The sequence below is a fragment of the Pseudomonas sp. QS1027 genome (assembly GCF_002814235.1).
In the GTDB taxonomy this organism is placed as follows: Bacteria; Pseudomonadota; Gammaproteobacteria; order Pseudomonadales; family Pseudomonadaceae; genus Aquipseudomonas.
In genome coordinates this window covers 126,096-140,581 of sequence record NZ_PHSU01000007.1, presented here as the reverse complement: position 1 = coordinate 140,581, position 14,486 = coordinate 126,096, and the positions used below count along the sequence as shown (strand labels likewise).

The window sequence follows — 14,486 nt, the reverse complement described above, 5'->3', positions numbered from 1 at the left end:
CCTGAATTTAATGACCAAGCTAAAAGACGGTGTCGCAGAACGGCCACGTGATTCGAACCTGGATTTTGTTCGTGTGGTGGCCTGTTTGGCAGTCGTGCTTTTGCACGTTTCTGCGCGACCGATTTATATGCAGGATGAGTTAAGTGCGTGGGGCTGGCTGCTGGGGAATGTCGTCAGTTCGCTGACCCACTGGTGCGTGCCGGTTTTTGTGATGTTGAGCGCTGTACTCATTTTGGGGAGTAGCAAGACCACCTATCCCCATATGCTTAAGTCGCGTGTGCCGCGAATGTTGGCCGTGCTGTTCATTTCATCGGTGATTTATGCGCTGTGGATGAAATATTTTCAGCATGACTTTGTGTGGGCCAATTTTCTGAATGCCGTCGTCATGGGCCAACCGTATTATCATTTGCATTTTTTCTACCTGATCATTGGGCTGTATCTCATCGCGCCGCCGCTATCGCAAATGGTGGTCCAGATGGAGGAAAAAGACCTCCGTAATGCGGTGGTTGCAACAAGCATTATTACAATGGCCACCTTTGCGTGGAGTACGTTCTCCAGAACGTATACCCCCAACGGCGGAAGTTTTTCTTGGTCCTATATAAGTTACTTTCTTCTGGGTTATTACCTTTATAAATTTCGACCGGATCTTCCCTATGGAATGATTACGCTGGTGGGATACCTATGTACGGTCTTTGGCACCATGGCACTGGCCTATGGTATGGGCAATACGTATACCTGGAAGTTATATTTTTATAGCTACTTCAGCCCTACGGTATTCGCGATGGCCATTGGTGTCTGGGGGTTGAGCTTGCAGATCGCGGGTAAGTTGAAGATTCCTGCGTTGACTAAGTTGGCGCCGTTAACACTACTGGTCTATATCGTGCACCCTATCTTCATGGAGTTGCTGCGCTCGCAGTATGGCAAGGTATCTGCGTTGTTGATGAAGCCCCTCATTGAGGTGCCGCTGACCTTCGTGTTGACAACGGCCTTGGCTTTTTTACTCGCTCATTTACTATATAAAATTAATTTCGTTCGCCGTTTATTTTAAGGATTTTCTAAGTGTATTACTCTAAGGGGCGCATCATTCTGGCGTCGGCCGTTTTTGTGGCAGTGGCTGGGTTGGGCTATGCGTGGCAGAAGAATTTATTGCAAGGTGACGTCTTTGACTGGGGCCGTGAGCCTCTCATTCGGACTCAGCCAGCGTCAGAAGAGTCTCTGCATGTTGAATACCCTACGGTCTATAATGTCAGTGACGGCACGGCCATGCTTTATTCGGCTTATGGTGATGACCACCGCTGGAGAATCAAGCTGGCGCTGGCACAGACAGCCACGGACTATGTTAAGCAAGGTAATATATTCGACGAGAACAAGTTGCCATTCAAAGGTGGTTACGCCTTTCCATTTGTCAGGAATACGCGGGTCGATGGTGCAACCGTTTTCGAACTGTATTTTTCCGCGGTCGAAGACGGTGAACCAACTTATTCGGCGATCTACCGCGCCACCAGTGCTGACGGCTTGCACTGGGATGTGCCCAAAAAGCTGATGAGTGATAAGGCGCTTGATCCCCTTGTCATCAAGCAGAATGGTCGAGAGATCATCCTCTATACCTCGACTCTTGATGGCGAGAACGTCATTCAATCGGCCGAGCTCAAGGCGGATGGTAGTGTGGGACCGGTCCACACCGTGTTTAACCCTCATAGCGGTCTTTACACGCTGGGTGTTGTCCACGTTGATAATAAACCTGTGTTGGTTGTAGAGACAGAGCATAACTGGGAAGCCCTGTGCTTCAATACTTCAGGTGATTTGATTAGCGCCAGTCAAGAACCTATTTTCAACTTCAAGGAAACGACCGAGAAAGCTTGGGACGGTTTGAAGTATGGGATGTATTTCTTTGAGGGCGCGGCGACCCCAACCCTTTACTATAATGGTATCGAGGCTCACGGCGCCGAACAAGGTGGACAGATCGGTGTCGGTAGCTATGACCCCGATAGTCTGGCCAGCAGATTGAACCTGGCGCAGTGCCAGTAACACAGGACGGCTAAGGCGACGGTTCATGAATATTCTAATGACAACTGCTGATCATTTAATGATTGATCGGCGTATTTTGCAGGAAGCTCAAACGCTGGTTGAGCAGGGCCACCAGGTTACGTTGTTGGCAGGTTTCGAATGCCCGCAACGTGAGTCCTATGTGCACAATGGCATAAAAATCGAGCGCTTTATGTTCGACTGGGGCGATTCTCGGTTTAATGCCCTGGCACGTCGATGTAACCTGACACCAGGCTCCAGAATATATGGGTGGGCGTGGCGGCTTTTCCGGGGCTGGGCCAACCGTGTTGCGAGCGTGAACAGCTTCGAGCAGTTCATCCTTGACCGGATGACGGAATATCAAGTCGATGTGCTGCATGTGCATGACTTTCCGATGCTTGCTCCCGCTGTCGAACTGGCAAAAACTCGTCAGGTTCCGTTGATCTACGATGCTCATGAATTGTATTACGCTCAAGTGCAACTGCCCCTGGCGACTCAACGTAAATACAAGAAAAAAGAGTCTCGGTTGATCAAGCAAGTTGACGCTGCGATTACCGTGAATCCGTATATCGCGAAGCTGATGGGCGAGCGTTACGCTGTTACGGTGCCCCACGTGATTATGAATGCGGCTCCCAAGGTGCCGATCGCTTCGACGTCGATGTTGCGTGAGCGCTTTGGTCTTGATGCCGATGCCAGAATTCTGCTTTACCAGGGCTGGATTTCTGATAACCGTGGGATTGAGCGGATCGTTGAGGCTGCTGCCAGTTTTACCAACGGCACCTATCTGGTGCTGGTGGGTTATGGTGCGTTCGAAGACACGTTGAAGCAGCTGGTCGCTGAACGGGGTCTGGAGCAGCGAGTCTTTTTCTACGGCGGCGTGCCGTCAGATGATTTACACGAGCTGACCTGCGACGCGGATCTGGGCATCATTCCTTACCATGGGGTGGATGAGAATAACTACTTCTGTAGCCCCAATAAGCTGTTTGAGTTTGCGATTGCCGAGTTGCCTTTTATCAGTAACGATTTACCGTTCTTGCGTGACATCGCACAGACCTATGGTAATGGCTTGTTGGCGGACCTCAACTCCGCTGAATTGATCGCCTCTGCCGTTAATCAGTTGTTCAGCGCTCCGGCGCAGCTGGCGTCATTGAAAGCGGGTGCGGTGAAGGCGCGCGAGTTCATTAATTGGGAAGTTGAAGGTGAAAAACTGTTGAGTATTTATCAACAGGTTACTCGTTGATCGCCGTCGACGAAATTCGGGCGCTGTGTCAGTCATTGCCTATTTAGGCTAGGATGTTTTATGTGTGGAATTGCAGGGATCATTACAGTTTCAGGAACCCCGGAGTCAATGCAGGGCTCCGTTCTGAAAATGATGGACAGTATTCGTCACCGCGGACCCGATGGCGAGGGTATCTGGCTGGATCCTTTACGTCCCGTTGCACTGGGGCATCGGCGCCTGGCAATTATCGATCCTGAGCACGGCAAACAACCGATGACGACGGAAGATGGTCGGTACACCATTGTTTTCAACGGCGCGATCTATAACTACCTGGAACTGCGTCGCGAACTCATAGGTCGTGGCCACCCACTACGGAGTTTCTCGGATACCGAAGTGTTGTTATACGCTTTCCGCGAGTGGGGCGAGGCTTGCGTCGATCGTCTGTTGGGCATGTTTGCATTTGCAATTTGGGACCGCGCGGAACAGCGGCTGTTCTGTGCTCGCGATCGTATTGGTATCAAACCGTTCTACTACCATTTTGATGGTCAAAAGCTGAGTTTTGCTTCCGAGATCAAGGCGCTTTTTGCGGATGGCAGTGTCAAGCCCGAATCCAACTCGGATGGTCTGCAGGACTATCTGACTTTCCAGTTTTGCCTCGAAGAAAAGACCTTATTCAAAGGCGTTCAAAAGCTTGAGCCTGGATGTCACCTCAAAGCCTGGTATGAAGGCTCGCAGCTCAAGATCAAGACGCGCCAGTACTGGGATCTGCAATTCGACATCGATGATAGCCATGACGAGCGTTACTTCGTCGATAACCTGTCTGCTCTAATCGAAGACTCGGTGCGTATGCACCTGCGTTCCGATGTTCCGCTGGGTGCGCACTTGTCCGGCGGTCTGGATTCCAGCGCGGTCGTTTGCCTGGCCTCCAGGATGTTGGGAGGGGAGCGGCTCCAGACATTCACCGGGGCTTTTCATGAAGGCCCTCAATTTGACGAAACGGCACATGCAAAGGCGGTGTCGGCCTTTGCCGGCACCGACTATAACGAGATCTACATTCCAGGCAATGAACTGGCCGACATGCTGCCCAAACTCATGCATTTCATGGATGAGCCGTTGGCCGGTCCGGGTGTAATCCCGCAGTACTATGTTTCGCGTTTGGCCGCAGAAAAGGTGAAGGTCGTATTGGGCGGGCAGGGAGGTGACGAGCTATTCGTCGGTTACGCACGCTACATGGCCGCCTACCTGGAGAAGTGTCTGTCTGGCGCCATCAACGAGACAGCGAATGAGCATCGTTACGCGGTATCGCTGGAATCGATTATCCCCAACCTACCATTACTCAAGACCTATCAGCCAATGCTGCAGGGGCTGTGGCGCGAGGGCTTGTTCGCGCCTGCCGACCAGCGTTATTTTCGCTTGATTGATCGCAGTGAAGGCATGTCACACCTGTTCAATGAAGGTGCTTTTGACAAGGGCTACTCGCCGTTCGAGGCTTATCAGAAAATCTTTAATCGCGAAGGTCTGCACTCTCTGGTCAACCAGATGACGTACTTCGACCTGAAGGGCTCCATGCCGGCGCTGTTGCATGTTGAAGACCGCACCAGCATGGCGGCCTCCATCGAGTCCCGTGTTCCGTTGCTGGACCATCGCATTGTCGAGTTTATGGCGCGCGTCCCGCCGAATGTCAAATTTGCCGGCGGACGCATGAAGCACCTGTTCAAGGAGTCGGTGCGTAACATCGTTCCACAGCAGATATTCGACCGCAAAGACAAAATGGGCTTCCCGACGCCATTGGCGGCTTGGACCAAGGGTGTGGCTCGTGATTTCGTGCGTGACACGCTGTTGTCCGAGCGGGCGCGTCAACGCGGCTTGTACAACGTCGACGCTCTGGAGAAAACTCTAAACAATGAGAGTGAATTCGGTCGCGTGGTCTGGGGTCTACTGTGCCTGGAAACCTGGCATCGCAACTTTATTGATGGAGACAGGGCGATTAATGCGAACTGAAGGAAAAGAGGCTAATCGCTCGATACTGATGCTTTGTAATGATCGGCAGATTGATCGACGTATTCTCTTGCAGGCAGATAGCCTCGAGGAGGCCGGTTGGCAGGTTCGAATTCTGGCAATGCCATTGGACAATCCTGCCGAGGACGATCCTCGTGTGTCTCGTATCGGTCAGGCCGATTCGCAAATGGCGCTTCGAGAGAATCGGGTGCTGTCGACGTATCGTTTCGTGCGCCGTTATTTGACTATGAACGGTGGCCCAATGCGGCTGCTCAAGGCGCTCGCCTGGCGCTTTCTGGTTGATCAGGAGCGTTTTTACCTGCGCTTGTTTCTCCAGCAGGCGCGGCAGATGCGTGCCGATGTGGTAGTGGCCCACGATTTACCGATGTTGGCCGTGGGACGGGTGTTGGCCGCCGAGTTTTCAGCCTCTCTGGTGTATGACAGTCACGAGTTGTATTGCGAACAGGAATTCAGTCGCGCTCAGGGGCGCAATTGGGCGTTGATCGAGCAACGCCACATTGGCGCCTGTGATTTGGTGATCACTGTCAATCCGTCGATCGCCAAAGAATTGGAGCGACGCTATGACCTGGTGGATGTGCAGGTTATTCACAACGCTGAACGAGTTCTGCCACTAGGGCCACGCTCCTGGTATCTGCATGATCATTTCGAGATACCACACAGTCATTCGATCCTGTTGTTCCAGGGAGGGTTATCGGCAGGTCGGCATTTACCTGAACTTGTCGATGCCATGGCGCAGGTCAAGCTTCAAACAGTACATCTCGTCATTTTGGGGGATGGACAGTTGAGCAGGGCACTCAAGGTCCAAGTAGCGCGCCTGGGGCTTGAGCAGCGCGTACACCTGCATTCTGCTGTTCCACAACGAGATCTTCTGGCTATCACCGCCACCGCGGACGCGGGTGTCATTCCTTATCAGGCGACCTGCCTGAACAATTTTTATTGTACGCCGAACAAGCTGTTTGAGTTTATCGCAGCCGGGTTACCCATCCTCGCCAGCGATCTTCCAGAGTTGCGTCGTTTCGTCGCTGATAATGGCATCGGACAGGTGACGGACTTGTCGAGTGCCGAATCAATGGCGGCTGGTATTGACGGTTTTTTCCAGGATGGTCAGAAACTGCAGGGTTGGCGTGACGTCCTTTTGGACACTCGTGAGCGATTCAGCTGGCAAGTTGAAGGTGCTCTATTGCAAGACCTTTATGAGCGCTTCAAATGAAAATTTGTATGGTCTACCAGTACTATCAGGGGCATACGTCGCCTGGGCATTCACTGGTTTATGAACTGACTCAGTTTTTAGCCAAGCATGATCATGAAGTCACGGTGGTGAGTGGTGAAACGGGTTACATGCGTCGGGAAACAATAACCCGTCCTTGGTACAAACGTTTGATGCGCTGGGAGCAAGATGGAGGTGTGCGCGTCATGCGTATGTACACCTACTCCGAATTACACAAAAGTTATTTTGGGCGGTTGCTGAGCTTTCTGTCTTTTTCTCTGACCTGTCCTTTGGGTCTTCTGTCCATGAGTCGGCCTGATGTGGTGATTGCCTCTTCACCGCCTATCTTTCCGATGTTCTCTGTGTGGCTGGTCTGTAAATTACGCAGCATTCCTCTGGTACTGGAGGTTCGTGACATCTGGCCTGAGTCCGCTGTACAGATGGGGGTGCTACGCAATCGCCAGTTGATCGGGGTCATGAGTTGGATCGAGCGGGTGCTTTATGACAAATCCAAACGGATTGTCGCCCTCACCCAAGGTATCCAGAAAAATATTCGTGATCGTGGTTGGCCACACGATAAGGTCGAACTGGTGACCTGCGGCGTCAATTTCGATTTGTTGTATCCCGATGAGGCATTACGTCAGGAAACCCGACAGCGCATGGGGTGGGAGGCGCGTAATGTCGTTATGTATTTTGGGGCACTGGGAGAGGCCAACAATATTGCGGTGATACTCAGGGCCGCTCAATCATTACAATCAGATCCGAACATGCTGTTTGTCATCGTGGGTGGCGGGATGATGAGCCGATCCCTGAAAGAGATGGCGAGTGCCATGGAGTTGACCAACGTGCTGTTTCTTGAGCCTGTACCCAAGTCTGAAGCGAACGCGTATTTAAATGCCGCCGACATCTGCGTGGCGACCTTGCAGGATATACCTCTGTTTCAAGGTGCCATTCCTACCAAGTTGCTGGATTACATGGCTTGCGCCAAGCCGGTGATCTGCGGTATTCGCGGTGAGGCGCAGAGGATCATGGAAATGGCTGAGGCAGGGCTGGTGTTCGATCCCGACGACGATCAGGCGATGGTGCAGCATATCGTTGAGTTGTGCGACGATCGATTGCGAGCCTCCAAGATGGGGGTCAGTGCTTTGGATTATGTGCGCCAGTTCTACTCGGCTGAGACTTCGCAACGGAAAATGGAAACTATCCTGTACGATGTGGTACAGGAGTCAAAACGTTCATCGGTCTGATGTTTCCGTTGCATTATTGATTCATCCAGTCTAGTACCAGCCGCCACTCGGTCGGTGAGTGCTGGCCCAAAAGTATTACGCCACCACGGCATATTACGCAGTAAGGATCGCTGGAGCCCGGTAAGCGGTTCAGCATCGGCCGGGCATTGAAAACAGAGGACGTATGAGTCAGTTCAGAACGGATATCCAGGCCTTAAGAGGCCTGGCAGTGATGCTGGTCGTATTGGACCATATCGGCTTTGGGGCATTAAAGTCGGGCTTTCTAGGCGTGGATATTTTTTTTGTTATTTCTGGTTATCTCATTACAGGTATTATTGCAAAAAAAATATTAGATGGAAATTTTAGCCTTCGTGATTTCTACTACAGGCGTGCTCGGCGACTGATCCCCGGAGCCTATGCCACTATATTGTTTACCTGTGTGGGGGCTTATTTTTTTCTAAATGTCCTTGAACTGCGAAACCTGCTTTATCAGGTGGCTGGGGCGGTTAGTTACACCACGAATATAGTGTTACTTTCCCAGGCCGGTTATTTTGATGCGGCGGCCTCCACCAAACCATTGCTGCACCTGTGGTCGCTGGCTGTTGAAGAGCAATACTATCTGGTCTTTCCTCTACTGCTTATACTGTCTCCGTCCCGGTACTGGTTGCCTATCGTTGCCGCTTTGCTCGTGGCGAGTCTCACGGCTTGTTTGTACCTTAATCAATCGAATCCTTCGGCTTCGTTTTATTTGCTGCCCACCAGAGCCTGGGAATTGCTGATAGGTTCTGCTGGATACTTGGCAGCCCAGAAAATTAATGTCAAAGTGCCCAGGCTGTTGTTTTTTACTGCACTCCTTGCACTCATTGTCGTACCGATGCAAGCGCGTCAGTGGGCGCACCCAGGCAGCGCCGCTCTTATTACATGCGTTGCTACGTTGATTGTGCTTTTGGCTAAGAGCGTTATTTTTAATCGCTCCCCCCTGGTGAAACCGCTGGTTGTATTAGGTGATATTTCATACTCGTTGTATTTGGTGCACTGGCCGATTATAGTGTTTTTCCAAAATACCAACCCGGGCAGTACTTCGCTGATCTTTAAGGTCACGCTGTTGTTTTCGTCGCTTGCCGCAGCGGTAGCTCTATATTTTTTGGTTGAGCGTCCAAGCCGCTCTATAAAAATCCCCCCTATGAAACTCAGTGGCGGTGTCGCTCTGGGGGCGGTTATTTTATTGGTTTCACAATACATAGTCTTGAGTTTTCACAAGGCCGAGATGGATTTTGAATTCATTCGGCGGCCAAATTACGGTTTGGACAAGTCTTGTGATATCAATATTTTCAAAAATACTGAAAAGTGTAGGACGTCCGAATTTGCAGATACTATGGTTTGGGGTGATTCTTATGCGATGCACTCTGTCGGGGGAATAAAGAATCATAGGCGCAACGGTATCGTTCAGGCAACTTACAGTGCTTGCCCACCCTTTCTTAATACCGCACCCTATAATCCTTTGCGTCCTGATGCCGAAAGTATGGCCAATTACTGTATCGCCTTCAACGACGGCGTACTGAATGCTATAAAAACGTCCCAGTATATAAAAACTGTCATTTTGGCTGCGTCTTTTTGGCAGTACACCGTGCCGAATAATAGTATGCAAGTCAGGTTGGCAGGCACTCAGGCGACGACGACGGTCGTTCCTACAAGCTTAAGCTTGGCGGAAGCTGATCTCGGGAATACCATTGAAACCCTGCAAAACCTTGGAAAGGAAGTGATAGTCATTGGTCCTCCGCCATTAGTCGGAGACGATAATATTGTCTGTATGGAACGGCGCCTCTCCGGAAAGATGCTACTACCGGATAAGTCGTTCTGTGGAATATCACTAGATACTTACAGGCGTACCGATGCGGGTGTCATTGAGTTATTAGATGTGATTGAGAAAAAATACAAAGTCAAAGTCGTTCGGCTGAGCAGTGCGCTTTGTGATAAGAAAGTCTGCCGCACAATAGTGGATGACGTACCGATGTATCGCGATTCTGGGCATTTGAGCTATGAAGGCTCGGCTAAAGTATTTGATGATTTGGCGAATGCAAACAGGCTGTGGTGAGTGCTAGGGGTCTAGGCACTCGTTGTTTCATCCATTAGCGAAGGGGAATGCAATGCCGTTTGTGACGATCGATGGACAACCACTGCACTTCCTCGACCAGGGCGTGGGCGAGGTGGTGGTACTGGGCTCCAGCTACCTGTGGGACAGCGGCATGTGGGCGCCGCAGATCGCGGTGCTGTCGCAACACTATCGAGTGATTGTGCCGGAGCTCTGGGGCCATGGGCAGTCAGGCCGGTTGCCGGAGAACACCCGTAGCCTCGACGATCTGGCCAGCCAGGTACTGGCCTTGCTCGATCACCTGGAAATTCAGCGTTTCACCCTGGTCGGCCTGTCGGTCGGCGGCATGTGGGGCGCTCGCCTGGCCCTGGCAGCACCCGAGCGCGTCCGTGGCCTGGTGTTGATGGATACCTATGCCGGTGAAGAACCCGCCCCGACCCAGCAATATTATTTCTCGATGCTGAAGATGATCGGGGACGCCGGCAGTGTTCCACCGCCTTTGCTCGATGCAATCGTGCCGATTTTCTTCAAGGCGGGTATCGATCCGCAACAGCCGTACTACCAGGCGTTTCGTACGTCCCTGACGACTTGGTCGGGCGAGCGTCTGCGTGACAGCGTCGTCCCACTGGGACGGCTGATCTTCGGGCGTGACGATCGTCTGGCCGAGCTGGCGGCGTTGGATGCCAGCCGCACGCTGGTGATGTGCGGCGAGCAGGACAAGCCACGGCCGCCGAGCGAGGCCCGGGAGATGGCCGAGCTGATCGGTTGCAAGTACATCGGGATATCAGAGGCGGGACATATTTCCAGCATTGAAAACCCGACATTCGTGAACGATGCGCTGTTGGCATTCCTCTCGGAGCTGCCTGCATAGTCACCGCGATCCTCCGGAGGAGCGAGTAGCCAACCCATGGACAGATTCCAGGAAATGCAGGTGTTCGTCGCCGTGGCCCAGGAGCAGGGTTTCGCGGCGGCGGCGCGGCGTCTGAGCCTCTCGGCACCGAGCGTTACCCGGGCGGTGGCGGCTCTGGAAAAACGCATCGGCGCCCAGTTACTCGTACGTACCACGCGCAACGTGCACCTGACCGAACCCGGGAACCGCTATCTGGAAGACTGTCGGCGTATTCTTGCCTCGATGGAGGAAGCCGAGGCCTCGGCCGCCGACATTCACGCCCGTCCCAGCGGCCAGCTGACCATGACCGCGCCGGTGCTATTCGGCGAGTTGTATGTCACGCCGGTGATGGTGCGTTACCTGGCACAGTATCCGGCGGTGGATATCAACGCGCTGCTGCTGGACCGCGTGGTGCCCATGGTCGAGGACGGGATCGATGTCGCGGTGCGGATCGGCGAGTTGCCCGACAGTGGTTATCACGCCGTCAGGGTAGGGCAGGTGCGCCGGGTGGTCTGCGCTTCACCGGCCTATCTGGACAAACAGGGCCGTCCCCAACATCCGGACGAGTTGCGTCAGGCGCAGATCGTCATGGCCGCTTCGGCTTCGCAGGTCAGGAGCTGGCAATTCCTTGAGGGTGACAAACCCTTGAGCATCCGCCTGGAACCGCGCCTGGCAATGACGGCGAACAGGGCGGCGATCCACGCCGCCTGCCTGGGGCTTGGCCTGACCCGGGTGCTGTCTTATCAAGTTGCGGACAAGCTGGCGGCCGGTGAGCTGGAAATCGTGTTGGAAGAGTTCGAGTTTCCGCCGCTGCCGATCCACGTGGTGTATCAAGGAGGTCGCACGGTTTCCGTACGGGTGCGCAGTTTTGTCGACTTCATGGTCGCCGCCTTGCGCGAACACCCGAATCTGAAAGGCTGATCAGAATTTCATTTTTTGAAAGAATGGATTGCCGTTTCTGGTGATTCTGTTGTTTTCGCTGAAGGAGCAAGATCACTCCATCAGCGCGAACCATCCTGGGTTGCGCTTCTGCCCCCGTGGAGTCCCGCCATGTCCCAGACCCCCATCAAGCTCTACAACTTTTCCCGCTCCGGCCACGCCCATCGTGCCGAACTGATGTTGTCCCTGCTCGGCTTGCCGGTGGAACTGATTCATGTGGATATTCCCGGTGGTGCCCATAAGACCCCGGAATACCTGGCGCTGAATGCCTTTGGCCAGGTGCCGGTGATCGACGATCAGGGGCTGGTCCTCGCCGATTCCGCGGCGATTCTGGTGTATCTGGCGCTCAAGTATGGGCAAGGTCGCTGGCTGCCCACCGATCCGGTGGGGGCCGCCCATGTGCAACGCTGGTTGTCGGTGGCGGCGGGGCAGATTGCTTTCGGTCCGGCCCGAGCCCGGTTGATCACGGTCTTCGGTGCACCCTTTGACGCCGAGGATGCGATCAGCCGTTCCCATGCCTTGCTCAAGGTCGTCGAGCATGAATTGAACCAGTCGTCCTACCTGGTGGGTGACACACCGACCATCGCCGATGTCGCCGGTTACAGCTATATCGCCCATGCGCCGGAAGGCAATGTCTCGCTGGCGGACTACCCCAATGTACGGGCCTGGTTGGCGCGGATCGAAGCCTTGCCGGGCTTTGTACCCATGCCACGCACCGTCGCCGGGTTGCAGACCGCCTGAGGTTGATGAAGCCTCCCGCCCACTTCGGGTTGGAGGGTTTCCCGTGGAGAAGTTGTGATGAACACACCCAGCCCATCCAATGCATCACCCTGGCACGTCGGCGAGCTGCAGATGCAGAGTCGGGTCGGTGTCGCCGCGCGAATGGCCGAGCTGGGTCCCAAGGTCATCCGCGACTATATGCCGGACCAGCATCGTGACTTTTATCGCCAGTTGCCGTTCCTGTTGTTCGGCACCGTGGACGATCAGGGCAATCCCTGGGCGAGCCTGTTTGAAGGTGAGCCCGGTTTTGCCTTTTCCCCCGAACCCAGGTTGCTTCAAGTGGGGAGTTTTCCACAGGCTACGGATCCCACGTATCCAGCCCTGCGGGCCGGCGCGGCGATCGGTTTGCTGGGAATGGAACTGCACACCCGGCGACGCAACCGTATCAATGGGCGTGTTGCCGCGCTGACTGGGCAGACCCTGAACGTCGTTGTGGAACATGCCTTCGGCAACTGTCCGCAATATATCCAGTTGCGTCAGTTCGAGCGGGTGCCCGCGCCGGACCCGACCACGCAGGTCGTTCATCGCTCGCAAGGCCTGGACGCCGAGGCCGCGGCAATGATCCATGCCGCCGATACGTTCTTTGTCGCCAGCTATGTGGATATCGACGGCGCTCGCTCCGTGGACGTCTCCCATCGTGGCGGGCAAAGCGGCTTTGTCCGGGTCGAGGGCGACTGTCTGACCATCCCGGACTTTGCCGGCAACCTGCATTTCAACACCCTGGGCAATCTGCTGATCAATCCCCATGCCGGTCTGTTGTTTATCGATTTCAATACAGGTGACCTGCTGCAACTCAGCGGACGCACCGAGGTCATCCTCGATGGACCGCTGGTGAAAGCCTTTCAAGGGGCCGAGCGGTTGTGGACGTTCCACGTGGAACATTGTGTGCGGCGTCCGGCGGCGTCGACCCTGCGTTGGAAGTTTGAAGGCTTTTCACCCAACAGCCTGATGACCGGCAACTGGGATCAGGCCGCCGCGCGTTTGCAAGCCGAAGCGTTGGGCAACGCTTGGCGGCCTTTGCGGATCAGCCGGATTGTCGAGGAAAGTCGCAACATTCGTTCGCTGTATCTGGAGCCGACGGACGGGGCGGGGTTGCCGGTGTTTCAGGCCGGCCAGCATCTGCCGCTGCGTTTCGATCTGGGCGGGCAGACGCAGATTCGTACCTACAGTTTGTCGGGCGCGCCGTCTGATGAGTTCTGCCGGATCAGCGTCAAGCGCGACGGTCGGGTATCGTCCCATGTGCACGATCAGCTCAAGGTCGGTGATGTACTTGAGGCGCGTGCACCACAGGGGCATTTCACCGTGGCGACCCATGAGCAGCGCCCGTTGGTATTGCTGGCGGCGGGGGTGGGGATTACGCCTCTGCTGTCGATGTTGCGGGAGGTGGTGTATCAGGGCAAACGAACCCGGCGGATGCGGCCCACGGTTTTGTTCCACAGCTCCCGGTCGTTGGCGGAGCTTCCATTCCGCGCCGAGCTGGATGAACTGATGGACCGTGCGGGTGATACGGTTCAGGTGGTGCGACTCTTGAGCCAACCGGAGCCCGAAGCGGTGCCGGGTGAGGATTACCATCTGCAAGGCCGACTCGATGTCGAGGTATTGAAGGCCGTGCTGACGGTTGATGACTATGACTCGGTGGACTTTGTCCTGTGCGGTCCGGGTGGTTTTACCCAGGGGCTGTACGATCAACTGCGGGATATGGATATCCGCGATGAGCGTATTCATGCGGAGACTTTTGGCCCGTCGACATTGCGTCGTCGCCAGGACCCGGGTGTGCCGCAGATCGAACAGCCGCTGGCGGCTACGCAGTCGGTGCCGGTGGTGTTCTATCGTTCAGGCAAGGAGGCGCGCTGGGAGCCGGAAGGCGAGAGTCTGCTGGTGCTGGCGGAAAGCCGTGGCTTGCAGCCGGAGTTCAGTTGCCGGGGCGGGTCCTGTGGCACCTGCAGCACCCGCTTGATCAGCGGGCAGGTGCATTATCCACAGCCGCCGGCGGAGTTGCCGGGCGAAGGGCAGGTGCTGATTTGTTGCGCGATTCCGGCGCAAAGCACGGAACCGCTGGTATTGGATCTATAGCGGGAGACTGCGTGATT

11 protein-coding genes are annotated in these 14,486 nt (G+C 54.6%); all 11 read left to right on the top strand.

Going from position 1 to position 14,486, the window contains the following annotated elements:
* Positions 1 to 10 precede the first annotated feature (10 nt).
* The 11 genes from CWE01_RS07510 (at position 11) to CWE01_RS07460 (ending at position 14,469) form a co-directional block, all read left to right on the top strand.
* Positions 11 to 1,048: an acyltransferase gene (locus CWE01_RS07510; protein ID WP_100939896.1), complete on the top strand. Its 1,038-nt coding sequence runs from the start codon at positions 11 to 13 to the stop codon at positions 1,046 to 1,048.
* Between the two features lie 11 nt (positions 1,049 to 1,059).
* Positions 1,060 to 2,028: a hypothetical protein gene (locus CWE01_RS07505; RefSeq protein WP_100939895.1), complete on the top strand. Its 969-nt coding sequence runs from the start codon at positions 1,060 to 1,062 to the stop codon at positions 2,026 to 2,028.
* Between the two features lie 25 nt (positions 2,029 to 2,053).
* The gene (locus CWE01_RS07500; RefSeq protein WP_100939894.1) at positions 2,054 to 3,265 is read left to right on the top strand and encodes a glycosyltransferase; all 1,212 of its coding nucleotides are present in this window, start codon (positions 2,054 to 2,056) and stop codon (positions 3,263 to 3,265) included.
* Positions 3,266 to 3,325: 60 nt separating this feature from the next.
* Positions 3,326 to 5,245 carry an asparagine synthase (glutamine-hydrolyzing) gene (gene asnB, locus CWE01_RS07495; protein WP_100939893.1) on the top strand — a complete coding sequence of 640 codons (1,920 nt, stop codon included), beginning with the start codon at positions 3,326 to 3,328 and terminating at the stop codon, positions 5,243 to 5,245.
* The gene (locus tag CWE01_RS07490) at positions 5,235 to 6,473 is read left to right on the top strand and encodes a glycosyltransferase (RefSeq protein WP_177410458.1); all 1,239 of its coding nucleotides are present in this window, start codon (positions 5,235 to 5,237) and stop codon (positions 6,471 to 6,473) included. The genes asnB and CWE01_RS07490 overlap by 11 nt, the downstream gene beginning before the upstream one ends.
* A gap of 8 nt (positions 6,474 to 6,481) precedes the next feature.
* A complete protein-coding gene (locus tag CWE01_RS07485; protein WP_177410457.1) occupies positions 6,482 to 7,717 on the top strand; it encodes a glycosyltransferase family 4 protein in 1,236 nt (411 codons plus the stop codon).
* 163 nt (positions 7,718 to 7,880) lie between these two features.
* A complete protein-coding gene (locus tag CWE01_RS07480; protein WP_100939890.1) occupies positions 7,881 to 9,791 on the top strand; it encodes an acyltransferase family protein in 1,911 nt (636 codons plus the stop codon).
* A 52-nt stretch (positions 9,792 to 9,843) separates the two neighbouring features.
* A complete protein-coding gene (locus CWE01_RS07475; protein WP_100939889.1) occupies positions 9,844 to 10,659 on the top strand; it encodes an alpha/beta fold hydrolase in 816 nt (271 codons plus the stop codon).
* A 36-nt stretch (positions 10,660 to 10,695) separates the two neighbouring features.
* Positions 10,696 to 11,598, top strand: coding sequence for a LysR family transcriptional regulator (locus CWE01_RS07470; protein WP_100939888.1), 903 nt, complete (start codon positions 10,696 to 10,698; stop codon positions 11,596 to 11,598).
* Positions 11,599 to 11,727: 129 nt separating this feature from the next.
* The gene (locus tag CWE01_RS07465) at positions 11,728 to 12,357 is read left to right on the top strand and encodes a glutathione S-transferase family protein (RefSeq protein WP_100939887.1); all 630 of its coding nucleotides are present in this window, start codon (positions 11,728 to 11,730) and stop codon (positions 12,355 to 12,357) included.
* A gap of 57 nt (positions 12,358 to 12,414) precedes the next feature.
* Positions 12,415 to 14,469 carry a pyridoxamine 5'-phosphate oxidase family protein gene (locus CWE01_RS07460; protein ID WP_100939886.1) on the top strand — a complete coding sequence of 685 codons (2,055 nt, stop codon included), beginning with the start codon at positions 12,415 to 12,417 and terminating at the stop codon, positions 14,467 to 14,469.
* Positions 14,470 to 14,486 lie beyond the last annotated feature (17 nt).